The 21,925-nt window shown below is 38.6% G+C and carries 12 protein-coding genes; 1 reads left to right on the plus strand and 11 read right to left on the minus strand.

Annotated elements, in window-relative coordinates:
• Nucleotides 1-227 precede the first annotated feature (227 nt).
• The 10 genes from ELS83_RS11315 to ELS83_RS11360 all read right to left on the minus strand — a co-directional run bounded on the left by ELS83_RS11315 (nucleotide 228) and on the right by ELS83_RS11360 (nucleotide 18,337).
• Entirely contained in the window at nucleotides 228-3,506 is a 3,279-nt protein-coding gene (locus ELS83_RS11315; protein ID WP_171595682.1) for a S41 family peptidase, read from the minus strand.
• 125 nt (nucleotides 3,507-3,631) lie between these two features.
• Nucleotides 3,632-5,749, minus strand: a complete 2,118-nt coding sequence (locus ELS83_RS11320; protein ID WP_171595683.1) for a glycoside hydrolase family 97 protein — start codon at nucleotides 5,747-5,749, stop codon at nucleotides 3,632-3,634.
• 168 nt (nucleotides 5,750-5,917) lie between these two features.
• The gene (locus ELS83_RS11325) at nucleotides 5,918-6,622 is read right to left on the minus strand and encodes a cadherin repeat domain-containing protein (RefSeq protein WP_171595684.1); all 705 of its coding nucleotides are present in this window, start codon (nucleotides 6,620-6,622) and stop codon (nucleotides 5,918-5,920) included.
• Between the two features lie 33 nt (nucleotides 6,623-6,655).
• Nucleotides 6,656-8,131: a RagB/SusD family nutrient uptake outer membrane protein gene (locus ELS83_RS11330; protein ID WP_171595685.1), complete on the minus strand. Its 1,476-nt coding sequence runs from the start codon at nucleotides 8,129-8,131 to the stop codon at nucleotides 6,656-6,658.
• A 76-nt stretch (nucleotides 8,132-8,207) separates the two neighbouring features.
• The gene (locus tag ELS83_RS11335; RefSeq protein WP_171595686.1) at nucleotides 8,208-11,135 is read right to left on the minus strand and encodes a SusC/RagA family TonB-linked outer membrane protein; all 2,928 of its coding nucleotides are present in this window, start codon (nucleotides 11,133-11,135) and stop codon (nucleotides 8,208-8,210) included.
• Nucleotides 11,136-11,424: 289 nt separating this feature from the next.
• Nucleotides 11,425-13,038, minus strand: a complete 1,614-nt coding sequence (gene susR, locus ELS83_RS11340; RefSeq protein ID WP_171595687.1) for a SusR family glycan utilization regulator — start codon at nucleotides 13,036-13,038, stop codon at nucleotides 11,425-11,427.
• Nucleotides 13,039-13,200: 162 nt separating this feature from the next.
• The gene (locus ELS83_RS11345; protein ID WP_171595688.1) at nucleotides 13,201-14,115 is read right to left on the minus strand and encodes a polysaccharide deacetylase family protein; all 915 of its coding nucleotides are present in this window, start codon (nucleotides 14,113-14,115) and stop codon (nucleotides 13,201-13,203) included.
• A gap of 12 nt (nucleotides 14,116-14,127) precedes the next feature.
• Nucleotides 14,128-15,216, minus strand: coding sequence for an alpha/beta hydrolase (locus ELS83_RS11350; RefSeq protein ID WP_171595689.1), 1,089 nt, complete (start codon nucleotides 15,214-15,216; stop codon nucleotides 14,128-14,130).
• 228 nt (nucleotides 15,217-15,444) lie between these two features.
• Nucleotides 15,445-16,761: a TldD/PmbA family protein gene (locus tag ELS83_RS11355; protein ID WP_171595690.1), complete on the minus strand. Its 1,317-nt coding sequence runs from the start codon at nucleotides 16,759-16,761 to the stop codon at nucleotides 15,445-15,447.
• A gap of 40 nt (nucleotides 16,762-16,801) precedes the next feature.
• Complete coding sequence (locus ELS83_RS11360) at nucleotides 16,802-18,337, minus strand: TldD/PmbA family protein (RefSeq protein WP_171595691.1); 1,536 nt, start codon at nucleotides 18,335-18,337, stop codon at nucleotides 16,802-16,804.
• A 138-nt stretch (nucleotides 18,338-18,475) separates the two neighbouring features.
• On the opposite strand from ELS83_RS11360, the gene ELS83_RS11365 reads away from it, so the two are divergent.
• The gene (locus ELS83_RS11365) at nucleotides 18,476-20,563 is read left to right on the plus strand and encodes a prolyl oligopeptidase family serine peptidase (protein WP_171595692.1); all 2,088 of its coding nucleotides are present in this window, start codon (nucleotides 18,476-18,478) and stop codon (nucleotides 20,561-20,563) included.
• A gap of 74 nt (nucleotides 20,564-20,637) precedes the next feature.
• Here ELS83_RS11365 and ilvA read toward each other — a convergent pair whose 3' ends face one another.
• Nucleotides 20,638-21,903, minus strand: a complete 1,266-nt coding sequence (gene ilvA, locus ELS83_RS11370) for a threonine ammonia-lyase IlvA (RefSeq protein WP_216616522.1) — start codon at nucleotides 21,901-21,903, stop codon at nucleotides 20,638-20,640.
• Nucleotides 21,904-21,925 lie beyond the last annotated feature (22 nt).

Consider the following 21,925-nt stretch of genomic DNA (forward strand, 5'->3'; position numbering starts at 1 on the left):
ATTTTTTAACGCTTTACAGAAACTTAATTTCACGCTTACCTCCTCGATTCAAACACCTTTAAACCTGCCTGTTTTACATAGAAAAGCAGTTGCTACTTTTACTTTTTAATACCTGTAATTAAGGATAATATATACCTGTTCTAAATTAATATGTCAAACAATTTAGAATTTATTACAAAAAAAAGGAGCATCAACACTGATGCTCCTTCAAAATATATAAATGAATCTTATTTGATATCTTCTTCAATCCATTCCGACCTGTTTGGATCGGCTGGTGGTGTTACTTTTTTCTTTGCTGGTCGACTTTCCAGTTCTTTCATTAATTCCTCAACGGCACGTTTAACACAAGGATCAATTCCTTTCGCTACCAAATGAGGCTCATCATAAACTTCAATATCAGGATAAACACCAATACCTTCAATAATCCAGTTTTGGTTTTCGTCGAAAATACCAAAGCGAGGAACAGCAATGTATCCGCCATCAACAAGTCCGGCATTGCCCGACATTCCTACTAATCCTCCCCAGGTACGGGTTCCGATAAGCTTACCCAAGCCTTTTTTACGGAAGAAATATGGGAATGCATCGCCGCCAGAAGAGGAGTAATGATTAATTAGCATAGCCTTTGGTCCATCATGAGCTACTCCAGGAGTTTTCCACGGTTCTAATCCACGCAAGTGCCAGTAAGAAAGCACATCGCGATCTAGTAAGTCTGCCATATGATCTGGAATAAATCCTCCTCCATTGTACCTGTCATCAATAATCAATGCTTCCTTATCGTGATAAGCATACATTCCGCGGTGCAATTCACGATTTCCTTCGACAGCCGTATTCGGAACATGAATGTATCCAATTTTTCCTCCCGATAATTTTTCAACCATAGCACGACGTTCGTTCACCCAATCAAGGTAAAGCAATTCCATTTCGCTGGCAATTGGTTTAATGGTATAGGTCTTTGCTCCTTCGGTTCCCGGCTTAGTGTTCACCGTAATTTCTACTCTCTTTCCAACTGTATTTTCAAGATATAGATAAGGATTTACCTTTGTCGTTACATCCTTGCCGTTGATCTTGATTAAATACATTCCTTCTTTCACATCCACACCTTGTTCGGTTAATGGAGAGCGTCGACTTGGGTTCCAGTTTTCACCATCGAAAATTTTAGAAATGATGTATCTTTTATTTGCCAGATCAGCTTTTAATTTGGCACCCAGTAATCCTGTTTGTACTCTTTTTACCTTCTCGAAATCGCCATAATTCACATAAGCATGCCCGGTGTTGGTTTCCGAGATAATCTCACCCAGGATATAATCCAAATCGGCACGGTGACTTACATCCTGAATCATTGGTTCGTAATCGGCCTTAATTTTGGCCCAATCAACACCATGAATGTTTTCCACATAGAAGTAATCTCTGAAAATTCTCCAACCATCGGTATAGATTTGCTTCCACTCTTTAACAGGATCAATCTTCATTTCCATATCATCAAGATCCAAAGCTCCTGCTTTAGCAGCCTGGCCTTTCGATAGGTCTGTAATTCCGTATGTAGAACCCGAACGGTACATGATTTTCTTACCGTTTCCTGTTAATTCGTATGAAGAAACAGACTTTAAGATTACCTCATCCTTTTCTTTTTTCAGAAGATAATGATGCAAACTGCCACCGGTTCTATATAAGATTCCATCATCGGTAGCTTCCAATGCGCTATAGTTTCCTGATGATAACGGGAATGCAGTAATTCTATCATTGATCCCATCAAAATCGATTTTCACTTTTAGCTTTTTCTCTTCGGAAGTATTTGTTTTTCCTTTTTTCTTCGATTTCGCTTCTTCTTTTACCTCTTCCTTGTACTCCTCTACATCGTTCTTTAATGGGAACAATTTTGGACCATTGGCTTGCAAAGCCATTGCATAAATGCGAGTTGCATTATTGTAAAGGTAGTTGAATTCGAAGCTTGAAAAATCGAGGTTGAAATCACGATTTGAGAAGAAGAAAATGAAGTTTCCATCTTTTGAGAATACAGGTGATGAATCGCTGAAGGTATCATTGGTTAAGGCATACTTTTTTCCTGTAGAGATTTGATATACCCAAATGGCACCTTGTCCGTTAGAACTGTCTTTTACATAGGCAATCCAATCGGAATCCGGTGAAACCGAAAAATCTCTGATTTCATTTCTCTCTGCCTGATCAACCACTTTGATTACACCACTTGCAACATCAAGTAATTTTAATTTCAAACTGCGATCGAAGAATAACATGTGCTTGCTATCCTTTGTCCATATTGGCTGATACATCCACGACGAAGATCCTTTGGTAATTTGTTTTGCCTTTGCACCTTCTTTGTTCTCTAACAAATACACTTCGTATTCTCCGGTAGCATCAGAATAGTACGAAATGTACTTCCCGTTTGGCGACCAGCTTGGCGACATTTCTCTTACACCTTGGGTTTGAGTTAAGTTAATGGTAGTTCCATTCTTTGCCGGCACAGAGAAAATATCTCCACGAGCATCGAATAAGGCACGTTTACCAGAAGGAGAAACTGTCCAGTTTTCAATAAATCCTTTTACATTTTTATAGAAAGGTAAAGTGTTTGGGTTATCGAAATTGATGTTTACAACCACACGTTTTTCTTCACCAGTTTCAAGGTTTAATTTGTAAATATGACCCCCATTTTCGTATGCCAATTGTCCGTTTTCACCCGATGGCCACATCACATCAAAGTTCTTGTGATTGGTCATTTGAGTCAACTCTTTGCTGTCTACATCGTACTTGTAAATATTTAATTTTAAATCGCGATCGGAAGCAAAATAAATGGCATTCTTGTACCATGAAGGAATCTGATCGGAACCCACAAATTTGGTAATTCTCTCGGATTGATCATTCTCTAAATCGTAAATCCAAAGGTCGGCAGCACGTCCTCCTTTATACCTCTTCCAGGTACGGAATTCACGGCTAATCGGAGCAAAACACATTTTTGTTGCATCGGGTGAGAAAACACCAAATCCACCTTCCGGAATTTGAAGTTCTTCTTCCATTCCACCATCAATACCCACTTTAAAGTATTTACCATTTCTCTCGCCAAAGGCAGTACGGTTCATACGTACCAAAATTGATTTGCTGTCTGGTGTCCAGTCCAAAACTACATTATCAAACCCACCACGTGGAGGCATTAAGCCAACCGAATTGTAGTAAGTCAATTGTTTTGGTGTACCTCCGGTTGCAGGCATTACATACACTTGTCTGCTTCCCGAGTATTCGCCCGAAAAGGCAATCCACTGTCCATCAGGAGAGATTTTAGGGAACAATTCCATTCCCATATGAGAGGTTAAACGTGTAGCATCACCACCATTGGCATTCACTGTCCAAATGTCGCCTGCATACACAAAGGCAATTAAATCTTTATTGATATCGGGATATCGCAATAATCGAACATCCTCTTTTGCCTGAGCATTCCAAAAAATGCTTATAAAAGCCAAACACAACAAGCTGGCTTTTAAACTGAATCTTAGCATATTATAAAAGTATTTGTGATTTGTAGGAAACAATTTTCCATGCATAGAAAATTGATGTAGTGAAGCTACAAAAAAAGTGGCATCCTTCGAGAAGAATGCCACTTAAAATATTGTTAAAGTATGAACTAGTTCATTTCCATCAAACTAATTGCAGCTCCACCTCCTGCTGCCAGCTTCAATTTCAATTCGCTGGAACGATCAACTTCCATTTTTTCAATTTTAAATTCTGTCGGATTTTTATCCCAATGAGCATTATCGCCATCTAAATAAAGTGTTGCCATGAATTTTTTGCCTTCCGGTAAAAAGTCAAGCTTGATATTCATCTCTCTTTCATTTTCATCGGTAATGGCACCCACAAACCAATTGTTCGATTCACGATCCTGACGCGCTATGCTCACAAAATCGCCAATTTCACCATTCAATACTTTTGTTTGTTCCCAGTTAACAGCAACATCGCGAATAAACTGAAAAGCATCGTTTCCTTTATAGCTTTCAATTAAATCCGGAACCATTTGAATTGGGCTGTTAATTACAACATACAAAGCCAATTGATGTGCCAAAGTTGTGTTTACCTGATTCTCCTTTTTATAAGGTTCCAATTTAATATTAAAGATACCAGGTGTATAATCGATAGGACCCGATAACATTCTTGTAAATGCAACAATTGGCAAATGCTCGGGTGGGTTTCCACCGTCGGCAGACCATGCATTAAATTCCTGTCCGCGAAGACCTTCACGTGCAATTGCATTCGGGTAGGTTCTGCGCAAACCAGTTGCTTTGATTGGTTCGTGCGCATTGATTGCAATCTTGTTTTCAGCACCCTTAAGCAATGCCCTGCGATAATGATTTACCATCCATTGTCCGTGATGGAATTCTCCTTTAGGAATAATTTTACCCACATAACCTGTTTTCACAGAATGAATTCCCAAAGCGTTCATCATGTGATAAGCCGTATCCATTTGTTGATCGTAAGTACGTGGAGCTGCTGATGTTTCGTGATGCATGATTAATTCCACACCTTTTTCTTTACCGTAACGAACCACTTCTTTCAAATCGTAATCAGGATAAGGCGTTACAAAATCGAAAACTCCTTCACGATCTTCAAAGCCAATCCAATGTTCCCATCCGGTGTTCCAGCCTTCAACCAAAATACCACCAATATTGTTTTCAGATGCAAAATCGATTAATTCCTTTGCATATTCGGTAGTTGCACCATGTCGGCCATGAGCTTTTAAACCTGTTGCTGAATTCATATCTTGAGATGCGCCATAATCCCAGGTTCTGGTTCCCAGGTGCATATCCCACCAAATTCCAACATATTTCATGGGTTTAAAATAATCTACATCACCAAGTTTATTGGGTTCGTTCAGGTTAACAATCAAATCTGATTCAATCAAATCACCAGCTTTTTCAGCAATTTGAATGGTTCTCCAAGGCGTATTAAAAGGCAAACTTCGTTTTACTTTGTAATCGTTGTTTAAGGAACCTACCAAACAAGCTTCCCACATCAAATCTTTTTGATTCACTTTCAATGTCATTCCTGAATAATCTGTCAGGTTTGCCTCGTGAAAACTCAGGTAAATTCCCTCATCAGTTTTCATGGTAACCGGAGTATTTACCGCATTATTGGGTATAGATGTTTGAGCAAGACTAGCGTGGTTTCTCAAACTAGTAGCATCAATCTCAGAGAACATTGTGGTATTGTACAGGTGCTCGTAGATATCCCAGTCTCCAGGTATCCACCAGGTTTTATGATCGCCGGTAAGATTAAACTGCGTATTCTCTTCGGTGATTAACACTTCCTTCATTCCTTCCTGTTCAGGAAATTCATATCGGAATCCCAATCCATCGTTGTACACTTTAAATACAAGATTCATTTTTCTGTTTGGAGCCTGTTCTTCCTCCAAATAAAGTTTTAACTGATTGAACTGGTCTACTACAACTCGTTTTTCTCCCCACTGCATTTCCCAGTTAGAGTCGCCAGTGCTACTTTCAGAATTCACAATTTTCCATCCTTTTTCGATAGAAGGCATGTTCTTAAAATCGAAACCCATACTCGAAGGCTCGATCACCTGCTTTCCATTAAAGGAAACCTGGTACACCGCTTGTCCTTCTACCATACTCACTTCCACGCCAATTTTACCATCGGGCGATGATACTTTGCTTGTCATTTTCCCATTGGTGCATGATGCGAATATCATCAATACACCAATCAATAAACTTTGAATCGCTCTAAAATTCATAACAGATTGATACTTTTATAAAATTGAAAAAATCCATATGGTAACTACCACTGGAATATAAATTTAGGATGTTCGTCTCAAAAAGACGAACATCCTGAACTAAATTTCTAATTTATCTCACCTAAGGCTAATAAGGGTGAAATTTCTTTATCACTAAGGATGTAACTTTTAATTTTTGTTCAGTTCATAATCGAACTTTGTTCCTAAAATCAATTTGACTGTATAATTCCCACTTTCAGGAACCTGAATTGAACCAGGATCTGATTCCGATTCGAATAGTCTCAAAGACAAACTTCCATCAACTACTCCAAATTGTGGAGCCCATTGATCATTTGCTCTGAATTTTAACCATTCTCCACCAATCAAATCAAGCGTTACAGAATAAATGTATTCTCCATTCTCCGACGATTCCAGGCTCATGTCGGTATCTTCGCCCCAACCTCCCGGGGTTGCACTTCCAATTGCACCCCAGCTGTTAATGGCTACAAATGATACTGATCTTGAGGTGGTATCAGTTCTGAAAAAATAGGTGCCCGGAGTATCGTTAAAATTGATTGCCTCTCCATCAATTACAAACTCATCAGCCGAATTCAGACCAAATTTTGTTGAATTAGGCAGCTCTGCCGTTGAATTGTTTTCCTGGCTCACAAGAATACTGCCGCCTGCCAGTTCCATAAATTTTGTTGCCTGGCCAACAACACTACCAGGAACCATCAAACCTCCATTCTCTAGTTCAGGAAATGGTGTTGCATCTCCCGAAACATAGTATCCATTGTAGATTTCCATTACTTGTGGAGCATCTACATCATCATCGCAAGAATACAATGAAACACTTGCAACAATTGCTAATATTAATATTGTCAGTTTATTCATTTCTAAATCATTTTTCAATTCTTAATACCTCTTTTAGTTCAAATTTGGATTGCTATCAATTGCCCATTGAGGTATCGGAAACAAATGATTTACTTCGGTATCCGGAGATTTCTCCCACCATGATTCCGTGAAACTTCCAAATCGGATTAAATCCTGACGGCGATGTGCTTCGCACCACATCTCTCTTCCTCTCTCATCCAGAAGGTTATCAAGGGTTATGTCAGCATCATCCCATGCACTGGCACCTGCAGCTGTTCTAATATCATTAATTTCCGATTTAGCCACAGCCAGACTTCCGCCCACTTTTCTCAGTTCACATTCTGCTTTCATCAATTTGAAATCGGCCAAACGGAAAATTGGCAAATCATTACTTAGGTTATCTTTTACACCGCTTTTGATTTCAAATTTCACCATTCTTGCACCCGAGAATCGAATCTCTGCTGATGAAAACGAAGCATCCATTCTTAGTGCAGGAACCTCTTTTGTAAAGATTACAGGAGCGTTACCAGCATCGGCGTCAAGCAAAGCCTCTCCTGTCGATGAGAATTGTTGCCCCAACAGCAATCCTGCTCTTCGTGCATCATTGTCTTCAAAGAAATCGACCAATCTTTCTTGCGCACAGAAGCCATTCCAAAATGTTGTTCTGGCATTAAAGGTTGCGGTGTTTGTATAGTGCAAAGTTCTTCGGTGAAGAATAAATCCCTGGTAGTTGTCCTCATCGTAAGGTACGGTGAAAATGTTCTCTGGAGAATTCTGATTCTCTGTAACAAATGCACCCAGTCTGTTCGACTCTAGGCTGTACGGACCATTAATGATCAGATCACAATAGTTTTCGCATTCTTCCCACATCGGGCTTCCAGTATACACTTCGGCATTTAAGTACAATTTTGCCAATAGGGCGTAAGCTGTATATTCATTTACCGAACTTGTTGAAGATCCACTAAGGTCGCCAATTACACTTTCAATATCAGCAATAATATTATTGAAAACGGTAGCTCTGCTTGCCTTTTCAGGAGCTTCAGGAGCATCCGAAAAGCTTGTTACATAAGGTACATCGCCATAGTTATCAATCAACAGGTAATAATAGTAGGCACGTAAAACCTTCATTTGAGCCACAGCATTTTTCGAAGCTTCGGCATCGCCAAGGTATTCAATTGCCTTATTACACTCGGTTACCCCGTTGTAAAAATTACGCCACATGTTGTTCACATATTCGTGATTGTTATCCCAGGTGTGCGTATGAAGAGCTCTCCACTTTCCTCCATCGTCCCAGTCGGAACCACGAGTTGGTGCTACAATAAGGTCGGAAGTAATTTCTTGTGCAAACCACCAACCACCATCGATATGAGATTGCAATTGGGCGTAAGCATTATTTGTTATCAGTTGCGCCTGAGTTTCATTCTCAGGATATTCGTCTGCCAACAGTTCACTATATACTTCATCAGTCAAGTCGGTACATGAAGCAAACATTGCAATAATGGCCAGAAGTCCAAATATTTTAATTTTCATCTTGTTCATTTTTCTAGTTAAGCATTTGACAATCTGCCTTTCGGCGGATTACTTAATCCCATTCAGTTCATTTTGCTTAAAAACCTACTTTCATCCCAAAAGTGAAAGTTTTGGTTTTTGGATAGATATCGTACATGTCCAAACCAAGGTTCTGATAGCCACCATAACTTGATTCTGGATCGATTCCGGAATACTTGGTAAGCGTGAACAAATTGTTTGAGCTTACATACATTCTACAATTGCTTAACCACTTGATTTTACTTACATCGAAGTTGTAACCTAAAGTCACGTTGTCTAAACGAATGAATGATCCATCCTCGATGTAGTAATCTGAAAACTTAGGAGCATCTGAAAGAATTGGAGCCAAAGTCATCGCATCTTTTAATGCATTTCTGTTTGGAAGCATGTTTGGATTGCCCAGAATCATACGGGTAACATTCAATACATCGCCACCAACCACTGCTCTTAATGAGAAGTTTAAATCCCAGTTTTTATAAGTGATATTGTTGGTCCAACTCATGGTGAAATCAGGCAAAGCATGTCCAATTACCTGGCGGTCTTCATCTCTTTGTTCCTTGGTAATGTTTCCATCTTTGTCGTAGAACAACCACTGTCCATTCTGATCGATTCCAGCATGTTTCCATCCATAGAAGGTTCCCAGCTCGCGTCCCGGCTCAATCAACTGGGTCCATACACCAACCATACCTCTACCACTAATCCATGAAGTGTGCATATTATCCAGTGAATAAGTATCATCCGATAGTGAAACTACTTCCTGCTTGTTTGTTGAGAATGAATAAGTTGATTTCCAGGTGAAATTTTGAGTACGAATAGGATTAGCAGTAAGGTTAATTTCCAAACCTTTGTTCGAAATTTCTCCTGCATTGGCATAAATTCTATCGTATCTGTTTGGAGGAACCGGAACAGCATATTCTGCAAGCAAATCATCGGTTGTTTTGTCGTAAACATCAATCGAACCGGTTAATTTGTTATTGAACAGTGCGAAATCCAAACCAAAGTTCCATTCCCTGTTTTCTTCCCATTTCAAATCGGGATTTGCATTGCTCGATTGCTGAATAATTAAAGTTTCTTCTCCTGTAGTAGGATCTAAAGTTCTACCTCCTGTACCAATTCTTGCAATATCATGATAGTTGCCAATTTCCTGGTTACCAGTCACACCAAATCCAACTCTTAACTTTAACTGCTCAATCCATTGGGCATTTTCCATAAATTTCTCGCTAGAAATATCCCAGGCGGTAGAGAATGATGGAAACCATCCCCACTCATTGTTATCACCAAATCTTGAAGATCCATCGCGACGAATGGTTGCTGTCAGGTAATATTTTGAGTCGTAGTTGTAAACCGCTCTACCAATAAAAGAGATTAAACGGCTTCTCTGTTTCCATGATTCAATATCCTGAGGAAGAACATCGTTAGCAAATCTCAAGTTATCAGCGCCAACTTCGTCTGATAATAAATCTCTCCCTTGAGCCGCAAAACTTGTGCTCTTATCCTCTTGCCACGAGTAACCTCCCAATAAATTCACATTGTGCTTTTCCTTAAATACTTTGTTGTACTTAAGCGTAGCTTCAATCATTTTGGTATCGCTGTTGTTATAGCCTCTTCGTGCGTATCCGCCATCACTTGAAGTGATTTGGTAGGAAGGACGGTGGAACCAGGTTTCATCATCATCTTTTCGATAAGAGATATTTAGCCCAGCTTCCAGGCCATCGATAATTTCAAGATCGGCTTTTGCATTGGCAAGATATCTTTTGGCATCTCTCTCATTTTTAATCTGATTGATCAAAGCCAAAGGATTCGAATTCTCAAAATCGTTTACTTCATAGTAAGATCCATCTTCCCTGTAAACCGGATAGGTTGGGTTTCGCGAGAAAGTTTGAAACAAAACTGCTTCACCATTGTTGCCACTGGTTTGAACGTAGTTGTTATTTTCAAATGTACCAGAAAGGTTTACACTCAATGTCAGTTTGTCGTTCAATCCTTTTTGCATGGCATTCAATCGAACAATGGCTCTTTCTCTATCGGTTCCTCTTACGACACCCTCGAAATTGGTGTAGGCAATACTTGCTCTGTAAGTATGGTCATCTCCACCTCCACTCATCGAAATATTGTGAGATTGAGACATTCCTGTTCTGAAAACCTCATCCTGCCAATCGGTATCGGCACCACCATCGTCAAGTGTTAATCCATTTTCGCTGGCATATTCACGAATTTCGGCTGCGCTTAACAAATCTAATTCATTGGCAACAACATCGGAAGATATGTAACCTGAATAAAAGATTCTGCCTTTTTGATTTTGTTTTCCTTGTTTGGTGGTAATAATAATAACACCAGTTGCACCACGAGAACCATAAATGGCTGCAGAAGATGCATCTTTTAATACGTTAAACGATTCAATATCTTCAACTGCAACAGTGGTAGGATCAACTCCAGGAACTCCATCGACTACATACAAAGGCGATGTTCCTGAGAAAAAACCAGCAGTACCACGAATTTGAACATTAAAGCCAGCATTTGGGTCACCCCCTTTTTTGCTAATGTTTACACCGGCAACCTTACCCATAATTCCCTGGATAGGATCCTGTAGCACTCCCTGCTGAAGATCGTCAGCTCCAACATTCATTACAGCTCCGGTTTTATCCTTTTTTCTTTGTACGCCATAACCTACAACAACTACCTGTTCCAGGTTCATAACATCCGGTTCCATGAAAACTTCAACGTTTTCGGTTCCGAGCACCTCAACCTCCTGGTTGATAAATCCAACAAAAGAAAAGACCAAAAATTGACCTTTATCGGCATTTAGAGTAAATACTCCGTCAAAGTCTGTTGCCGTACCCGATGTGGTACCTTTAACAACAACGGAAACTCCCGGTAAAGGTTCACCATTGGAAGCGTCCAGAACCTTTCCTTTTATTTCCTGAGTTTGAGCAAACATTCCTATCGATAGAAACATTGCCCAAAACAACAATAATAATTTTCTCATAATTCTTTTTAATAGAGTTAGTACTTCAACGCGTCAGCTTCATTTAGAAGCAAAATTTGATGTATTCAAAACCGATTTCCCAATTCCGGCCGAAATCAAAATCATGCTGCAGACAATGATTTTACAATTTCGCAGATCAAAGAAACCCTGGCTGACATTGAAATACTAAATACCTATAAAGAATATAGACGAAAAAAGATCACACAAATAGCTATACTGCTATATATGTGATCTTTATATATTTTATTAAAGTTGGAAAATATAGACGATATATTGACAAAAATTAAGGCTAAACGGACTTAATTTCCATGATTTTGAGATCAAAATCTTCATTGGCAATAAGCGAACGATTCTTGATTTTAGTTTTGTAAGTATAAATGGTATTCACCGAAAAATTTAGAATACTTGCAATTTTTTCATTGTCGTTTACACCCAATCTGATTAATGCAAATATTCGTAAATCTGTGTTGAGACTTTGCGAATCTTTCAATTGAATTTGATCCTCTTCGCTGAACAGTTGATTGAATCGATTTACAAAATCAGGGAATAGTTTCAAGAAGATCCTGTCGAAATCCTCAAACAAATTCTGACGCTCCTTCTTGGAATTGTAATTTTTCAATTCCATTTCGATGGCATCGTATTGCTTCGTTAACAGCTGTCGCGATATTGCCTTTTTAAAAGCTTCCAGTTTCTCAATAAATTGAGAACTGAAATTGAAATAGTAACCTACATATTCTTCTTTTATTCGACTTACCTCTCGAAGCATGTCATTTACTTCCTGTAAGTTTTTGTTTGCAATTAATGCTTCTTTTCGGGCTTTCTTAATTTCTCTTAATTGTCGGTAAACAATAGCTATAAACAGAACAATTAACAAGGCAACGAAGACTACAGCAATGGCCACATAGCGCATTACATTCTTTTCTTGTTCTACCTTATTCAGCATTGCAGCCTCAATATCAGGTTTGATATATGAAATTTCCAACCTCCTGGCATGACTGCCAAAAAAATTTGCATCGTTTTGGGCATGTTCGATAAACTGATAAGCTCTCTCTACACTGCCTTCGTAATGTAAGAGCTCTGCCAACACTTTGGCTGCAACAGTTTCCGTTGTGGCCGATTTTATATCATTAATGGTAGCTTTCAGCAGATAATATTTTGCCTTTTCGTTATCAAAAAATCTTGAATAAGCGATACCCAATCCGCAATTACATATGGCCTGTTCATGATCGTTTAACTTGTGTTCGTTCAACAATTTATTATAAAAGAAAATCGCTTCGTCGTTTTTATTGGAAATCAAACTACTTAGCGCTTTGGCCAAAAGATAATCAAAAGAGTTCGGGTCTCCTTCCTGAAAAATTTTCTCACAAAACTGATGTCCCAACTCTCTGTATTTTGGCTGATAATATCCCCAGCGAGAATTGGATAAATCATAGTAAGATCTATAAGCGACCGTGTAGAATCGAATTTTCTTACTGCCTTCCAGGTGTCGGTATTCAATGGTTTCCAAAGTATCGATGGTTTCTTTGAACAAACCTTTTAAGAGAAGGATTAATGACAGGTTTGATTTTGCCTCTGCAATTTTTGTCTTATCATTTAACTGGTAAGCTAGTTTTATAGATTTGGAAGCATAATGAAAGGCAGAATCATAAACGAATGACTCATACTCCCTTGTCAGGATATCCGACAAGCGATACTCCTCCTCAAATTTTTGGTCTCGTGCAAATTGATTCAAAGAATCGGTAAGAACAGACAATCTGTACTTCTTCTCTTGAATGATACTATCTCTTACTTCAAGATAATGTTCAGCCTCGACAAGTTTTTCTTCCAAGGACCCCATTTGTCCAAAGGAAATTTGAATACAGCATAATTGAATGAGGATGGAAAGGAGGAAGAATCTTCGCATTCTTAATTACAATTGGTTTAACAAAACAACCTGTAAATTTAAACAAATATTTACGCTATGTGAAAGAAATCCGGATTTCTAATTCACAAGACCTGTTCTTAAGTACAAAAGGCACAATTTGAATTACAAATCGTGCCTTTACTCTATTACTATCTTCTTGTTTTAATCTATTCGTATTTTCTCTTGGGGCTGAATTTCAATCATTTTCCCATTGATTCGAAGCCATAAAACAAGACTGGAATTATTAAGCAGTTCATTCTTGCCGGAAATGGATCTAATGGCCTTTATATATTCAACAAATTCACCAGCTGTTGCACTCCAAAGCTCATTTGTATTTTTTAATTCCAGGCAGATATTCTCAAAATACTCCCAATTGTTATTTTCCTGATTTCCATCAAACTCCCAACTGTGCCCCCAAATGTGAAACAGTATTGGTTTCTGGGCTGATTTTGAAGTGAAATCTGGTAAAAACTCATTCGCCTGGCTATGATGGCAAGTTGGATTCCAAAGCAGGAAATTATTAGATAGTTCGAAAGTTTCAGTATCATTTATGGTTCTGGCATTGCTAATGCCGCGTCTCTTTAAAAGTTCTCTTGCCTCCTGTTTATACTCACCAAAAGGATAGGCAAAACTTACTATTTTCTTTTTACTGATATTAGATAAAGCTTCGATATTGGTTCTGATTTCCAGGTCAATTTCATCCTTTGTTAATTCCGGCAAATGAGGATGTGTATGTGTATGAGCCGAAATTTCATGTCCCTGGTAAATTCTGCTGATCTGCTCCTCGTTTAAATATCTTCCGCTCTTTCCAATCAGATTTTTCAACCAATTCACATTCTTCCCAAAATAGGCAGAGTTCAGGTTAAAAGTTCCTTTCAAACCATATTGATTCAGCATTGCCACCAGTATGGAATCTTGCTGCAAGCCATCATCATAGCTCAAAATAAGGGCTTTCATTTTTCCATTGGGATAAGCAAACATGCCTTCCCGATAGATTTTCTCACCCATTGTTTCTTGTGCAAAAAGAGTAGAGCTTAGTAGCAAAAGCCATATCAATTGAAACAGAATTATTCTCATAAATTCGATCTTTTACTTTTCGTATTGTAAACCAGCTGCCACTGTTGGCAATACCTTATGGTACATTTGATGTGTAAACATACTGCCATGATCTCCCTGGTTGAGTTCAAAGCTATGTGATATTTTGTGATCTTTCAACAAATTGGCATAAGAAATCGATCCATCAACAATCCAGGCAAAACCATCGTTGTAGCCACAATCAATGCTCAAAAGCTTCAATTGATTCAAATTCTTTTGATACCTGGCAATTTCCTCATTCAACCCACCAAAGCCTTGCTCCCATTTCAACCAGGTGTCTTTATCAACAATAGTGTCTTTATTCACAATTCGAATTGGATAATCGAAATAAGGCGCTTTTTCAGGGTTTGGGGCAAATGCCATTCCATATGCCAGGGTGAATTCAATATTCCAATCCTGTATCTCACCCACATATTTTAGATAGGCTTTGTGTGCCTCTTCCGGCGATAATTTATCCAGGCTCTTAATAAGGCTAAGAATTGGATCAATTGTTCCCCCATTTTTGAAAATCTGGCAATTGCCCAAACCATCTTCATCAAATAGTCCCGGGCTCATTGCATATGCCAATTGATAAACTTCCGGGTGCAACATGGCTAAGTTCAATACGCCAAATCCTCCCATCGACATACCTATTAAAGCTCTAGAATCTGCATTTTTCAGAGTGCGATAACTTGTATCCATAAAACGGACCACATCCTTCACCACAAAATCCTCCCAGTTTCCTGTTACTGGTGAATTCACATAAAAGCTACCTCTAAAGCTATAATCGCCAGTAATTTGTACAAATATGATTTCAGGAATTTGTCGATTTTGAATCAATGAGTCTACCAGGTTTGCCACATAGCCACTTTGATCAATTCCTCCTCCATATCCTTCAAGGAAGTATACAACCGGATAATTGCTTTTGGAAGTAGGGTAAGATGGTGGTAAGTAAATGCCGATCTGTTTATCGGGATGATATCCCAACGCATTTTCCTGTAAAGAATGGGCCTCAATATTTTTGACGCTCCACTCTCCTCTTAAATTGTTCTCCGCATGGCTTGTAAAAGCAATCAGGCAGAATAAGAATAATGGCAATCTCATTTTGATAAAGTTTAGTTAGACTTCGTTTGAGTCGACTAAATAATAACATTAGATTGCCTAATAATAATTTCTTAGATGAGATATAGAATGCAAAAAGGACATTCCAAAGCTTAATTGCTGACATTGTGCAACTTATAACAAACCCTCTTACCCAACAATATAGATACAATTCGAAAAAAAACCCCATCAAGTTGATGGGGCCTTATTAGATTGATATAATTTTTACGATTACAATCCGCTAAAATCTACTCCTTCGAATAGCATACTTGGAGTTTGCCATGAACGATCGGTTAAAGGATCATTTCCTACAGCTACCAATTGATTCCAGATTTCTTTGTGATTACCAGTAATATTCATTCCTGAAATAGGATGAATCACTTCACCATTTTTCACATAAAAACCTTCCACACCAACAGAAAAATCACCAGTGGCAGGATTTGAGTTACCACCATTAAAACCAGTAACCAAAATACCCTCTTTCATTTCTCGCGTTAAGCCATTAAGATCTTTGCTGCCTTTTTCGAAAATTAAATTGGATGGAGAACCTGTAGTTGGCTGCATCTCTAATTTTTTTCCGTAGTAATTTCCAATGTAATAGGTTTTAAGAATTCCATTTTCAATCACTGTCATTTCTTTGGAAGCCAATCCATCTCTGTCGAAAAGACGAGAATTACGTCCCGACTCAATAAATGGATTATCAACAATAGTTAACACATCAGAAGCTACTTTCTGGCCAATTTTACCTTCCATAAAGGAACGCTTTTGTTGCAAATTATATCCATACAATGGTTGAAGCAATGAACTGAATACTCTACCTACCGAGCGATTCTCGATCAGCATGTCCATTTTACCTGATTTAATTTTCTTCGCCCCAATTTTTTGTAGTGCTCTTTCAACTGCAATTTTTCCAACTCCTTCCGGATTCAGTTGATCCCAGAAACGGGTTGCCATATAATGACCAGCAGAAGGTCTGCTGTCGCCACCGTTGATTGACGCACCTGCACTTACATAGAAAGAAGTTGATTCGTTGAATCCTTCAACTCCATTACTCATTACCATATAACCTCTTGATGATCCATCGCCATAAGAACCTGAAACGGTAATAATTCTATCGTCCATTCCAATAGTTTCGGCTTCAACTTTCATGGCTGCTTCGATCTTCTCGCGAGGATCAACAGCATCGTAAGTCGAGTCTGATAATTTCAAATCTTTCTCTTCGCCGTTGTAACATAGCTCGCGATCTGGTAAGGATCTGTATTTATCCTCGGCCAAATAGTTGGTTGCTAAAATTGCTTCTTTAATGAATCTTTCAAGCTCTGGCTTATTCAAACGGTTGGTAGAATGTGTTGAATATCTGCCATTCACATATAGCTTAATACTCAAGCCACTTTCAATCGACTCCTGAATTTTATCGATTTTTTGTTCTCTAATCTCAACATCAGATTGTTTTGAGTCGTATACAGAAACTGAAACCTCATTCGCTCCATTTTCCTTTGCATATTTGGAAGCCCAATGGGCCAATTCCATTTTTTTATTGTCTTTCATTGATTCTTCTTTTTAATTGATAAATGATACTACAATGCAACTATGCATTAACTCCACCAACTGTAAGTTTCGAAACTTTAATGGTTGGTAATCCAAGTGATACAGGAACACCTTGTCCGCTCTTACCACATGTCCAGGTACTGCAGTCCATTTTAAAATCGTTGGCTACCATTTCAATTTCGGCCAATGATTCAGGACCATTACCAATCAGGTTGATATCCTTAATTGGTTGAGTCAGTTTTCCATTTTCAATTAAATAGCCCGATTTCACGTAGAATGTAAAATCTCCAGCTCCAATTTTCACCTCTCCATTGGTGAATGAATCAACAAATACACCTTCTTTTACGCTGGCAATAATTTCCTCTTTGGTATGAGGACCATTTTCCATATAGGTATTTCTCATACGAGGAAGCGGTGCATATCTGAAGGATTCTCTTCTACCATTTCCTGTAGGATCTACACCATAATGCTTGGCGCTGATTCTATCGTGAATGTAGCTTGTTAACACACCATCTGTAACCAGATTGGTTTTTTGCGTATCAATACCTTCATCATCAATGTTTACCGAACCTCTAATATTTGGATTGGTTCCATCATCAACGATAGTAACGAAATCCTTACCAATCTTCTTACCCATTTTATCGGAGAAGATAGAAGTTTCCTTGCGGTTGAAATCGGCCTCGAAGGCGTGACCAATGGCTTCGTGAAGAAGAATACCTGAGCTACCTGCAGCAAGAACAACAGGCATTTCACCAGCTTTTGGTTTGCCGGCAAGGAACTGACGCTTTGCTCCTTTAACTGCCTCATTGGCAATCTCATCAAGCAATTCATCAGTTAAGTATTCGAATCCTACTCTCATTGAACGAGCCGAATAGAAATCTTCTTTTTTATCTCCATCGATCATTACACAGCTAGCTGTTAAGCTAAACATTGGTCGGTAGTCGAAACTCAAAATCCCTTCCGAATTGGCAAACAAAACATAGCTCGACTCATCGTTCAGGTATACCTGTACTTTATCTACTTTTTCGTCAAGAGCAAAAATCTTGTCGTTTAGTTTTTGTAGGTAAGGAATTTTCTGCTTGATGGAAACATCTTCCCATGCAGTTTTAAATTTGTAGTAATCTGGATGCGTTTTTTCATTTAAGTTAATCGAAGGAAAATCTTTACTTTCATTCGCGATGCTGGCAGCTGTCTTTGCCACCTTTAACATGGCTTCAAGACTTACTTCTTCAGAAAAAGCATATCCTGTCTGGTCGCCTTTTAAAACCCTAACACCTACTCCATAATCGATGTTAGAACCTGCGCGATTCACTTCATTATCCATTAATGCTACATTATTGGAAAGCGTATGCTCAAAATACAGGTCGCAATAGTCTCCACCTCGTGATAAGGCTTCGGCCATTACCTTTTGTAACATTTCTCTGGTTACACCAAAGTGTTCCAGGTACTCTCCCAATCCTGATTGGTCGGTTAACCGATTACAACCAAAACTTAAAAATGATGGTAGAATCGCCATTCCTGCAAGAGATACAGACCCTGTACGGATAAATTCTCTTCTTGAAACTTCATTATTCATAAAAACGTGTTTAAGGTTAGGGTTTTCTTTGATTTTATTGGCAGTCAAAAGTTAAGGTTTTTTATTGTCATAATAAAATGATTTTCTGTAAATTCGCTTCTTCTTAACATACTAAAAACTTAAATTAACTTTATACTCATGATTAAACCTTTAACACGATTATTAAGCTTTCTATGCTTAGTTTGTGGTACTGAACAAATCAAGGCGCAAGCTCTTGAATATCCTACCTGCCCAAAACATACGGTAACCGACACTTTTTTTAATCAATACCTGGTTACAGAAAATTACAGATGGCTGGAAGATGTTAGAAGCCAAAACGTAATCGACTGGATTAATGCCGAAAACAAAATGTCGTCTAAATTCCTTACAAAAGCATCTGCCAAATACAACTCAAAAGCACTCATACAAAAGTATGCGCATGTAGATGGTTTTCATGCTGTAAAAAGTGGAAAATACTACTTTGCCAAATATGTTAGAAATAAGATGGCGAATGCTGCCCTTTATTTGGGTGAGAGTCCGAACAGTATCGATCAGGTGATTGTAGATCCTAACTTCAAAAATGGCAAAGATAATGTTAGCCTGGCAGGCTATAGTGTTTCTAAAAACTCCAACTATTTGGCCTATGCTATTACACGAAATGGAACCGACTGGAGAGAAATTAAGGTGGTAAGTTTGCCTTCTGGAAACGAAAAGGGTGATCATATCAAAGGGGTAAAATACTCTTCATTGGCCTGGAAAGACGATGGTTTTTTCTATTCCAGATATCCAAACAAAGGAGAGTTTTATACCGCAATTGGTGAGGAAGTATACTACCATAAATTGGGCGAGTCACAAGATCAGGACAAGTTGATTTTTAAGAGGAAAGATCCTACCAATAAGTTTTCGTTTCAGACCACTTCTAACGAAAGATATTTCATTTTACAAGAGGAAACCAGGACATGTTTCAACTACTTTTTTATCGATTATGAATCTGAAAATCCATACCTGCGACCATTGTTAATGAAGCAGAGAAGAAGCATTTCATTTATCGACAGCCAGGATGGAAAGCTGATCGCCCTGGCAGGTGAAAAATCGAATGGTAGATCTGTGGTAGAAATTGATCCGTACAATCCATATCAATGGAGACAAATTGTAGCTCCTTTACAAAATGGCGTGCTTTTGAATTGCTATGTTAAAACAGATCGCTTGTTGCTAAGCTATCAAACCAACCAGCATCCAATTCTTAAGGTATTCGACTATTCAGGGAAACAATTGTTCAATATGGATTTCCCGAATGGTAGTTCCATCTATGGTTTCTCAGGCGAAAAAGAAGATGAAAATTTAATCTTCTACAGAGAACAATATACCATGCCGTCCATCTCCTATCATTTTAATATCAAAACATTCGAAGTAAAGTATGGTGAGGCTGTAAACATTACATTCAATTTTAAAAATTACGTTACAGAATCGGTTACTTACGCCATTAACGATAGCATAAGTATTCCTATGAACCTGGTATACAAAAAAGGTTTAAAGCGCGATGGAAATAATCCATGTTTGTTAAAAGCTTATGGCGGATTTGGATCAATTTCATCGCCCGATTTTGACCCGGGAATTGTTTACTTTATTGAGAAAGGTGGAGTGTATGCCTTTGCCAATGTAAGGGGCGGTGGAGATTTAGGTCTTGAATGGTCGATGGCAGGAAAAAGATTGCAAAAACAAAATACTTTTGATGATTTTAATGCTGCGGCGGAGTATTTAATCAAAGAAAAATATACCTCACCTAGTAAACTTGCCATAACAGGTGCTTCGCACGGAGGATTGGTTGTAGCTGCAGCTGCAATTCAACGTCCTGACCTTTACAAAGCAGTAATTCCTGTTGTTGGAGTAACCGATATGCTCCGATTAGAGCATTTCACTGTTGGCGTATTACATCGGGACGAATTTGGAACTGTAGCAGACTCTACCGATTTCGTAAACCTACGCAGCTATTCTCCGCTTCACAATATCAACAAAGATGTGAATTACCCTTCTATGCTGGTAATGACTTCGGAAAATGATGACAGGGTTCCACCTTTGCATTCTTACAAATTCGTGGCAGAGTTACAAAACCGGGAGGCTCAAAAAAATCCAATCCTCTTGAGAGTGGAAAAAGATGCAGGCCATTACGGTGGAACGAACTATACTTCACGAGTTCAGTTCAAGGCCAATTTGTATGATTATATTTTAAAAACCCTGGAGGAATAAATTCATCCCAAATAAAAAAGCGATATTACCAATCAGGCAATATCGCTTTTTTGTGATTGTTATAAAAATAGAACTTACACGATAAACTGAAACAAATCAGTTTTGTCATTCAGGTATTCGAAAACAAAATTTCGCTCGGTCATTCTCTCTTGCAACCTGTGTAAGTCCTCAGGCTTCCGAACTTCAATCCCAATTACCGCTGGTCCTTTTTCCCGGCTATGTTTTTTGTAATACTCAAAATGAGTGATATCATCGCCCTGATCCAAAACATCGTTTACAAACTCTTTAAGTGCTCCTGATCGTTGCGGAAAACGAACAATAAAATAATGCTTTAAGCCTTCGTACAACAAACTGCGCTCTTTAATTTCTTCCATGCGTGTGATATCGTTATTGCTACCACTTAGAATGCATACAACATTCTTTCCCTTTATTTGATCCGATATCAATTCCAGGGCTGCAATTGACAATGCTCCGGCAGGTTCTGCAACTATCGCATCTTCATTATACAATCGAAGAATTGTTGAACAAATTAAGCCCTCGGGAACCACAACAATATCATCCAAAACTTTTTCACAAATTCGCCAGGTAAGATCTCCCACTTTTTGTACAGCTGCTCCATCAACAAATCGATCTATGCTGTCCAGTGAAATATTCTCTTTTTGCTCAAAAGCAGATTTCATGGAAGGTGCACCTTCAGGTTCTACTCCAATAATTTTGGTTTGCGGACTAAATTCTTTAATCCAGGCTCCCAGGCCAGAGGCCAAACCTCCTCCTCCAATTGGCACGATAATGTAATCGATCGGATCGGAACAATCTTGCAAAACCTCCAATCCAATGGTTCCTTGTCCTTCAATAATTTTCGGATCGTCGAAAGGATGAATGAAAGTTTTTCCATGCTCTTTCGCATCGGCTAATGCCTGATTTGAAGCATCGTCGAAAGTATCTCCCGTAAGAATAACCTCAACAAACTCACCACCAAACATTTTTACCTGCTTAATTTTTTGGCGAGGCGTTGTTTCCGGCATATAAATAACACCCGAACAGTTCAACTTCCTACAGGAATAAGCTACACCCTGTGCATGATTTCCAGCACTGGCACAAACAATTCCCTTCTCGAGTTGCTCCTTGCCAAGTCCGGCTATCTTATTGTAAGCTCCTCTTATTTTGTAAGATCTTACCATTTGAAGATCTTCACGCTTTAAGCGGATATTGGCAGCATATTTCAAAGACAGGTTCATATTTTTCAGCACAGGTGTAGTTTCAACCACCTCCTGTACAGTTCGGCCTGCCTTTACAATATCCGCCATTTTTGGATAATAATGTTCTGATTTTTTTGTCACTTTTCCCCCTTTGTGATTAAAC

The sequence above is a fragment of the Marinifilum caeruleilacunae genome (assembly GCF_013141825.1).
GTDB lineage: Bacteria > Bacteroidota > Bacteroidia > Bacteroidales > Marinifilaceae > Marinifilum > Marinifilum caeruleilacunae.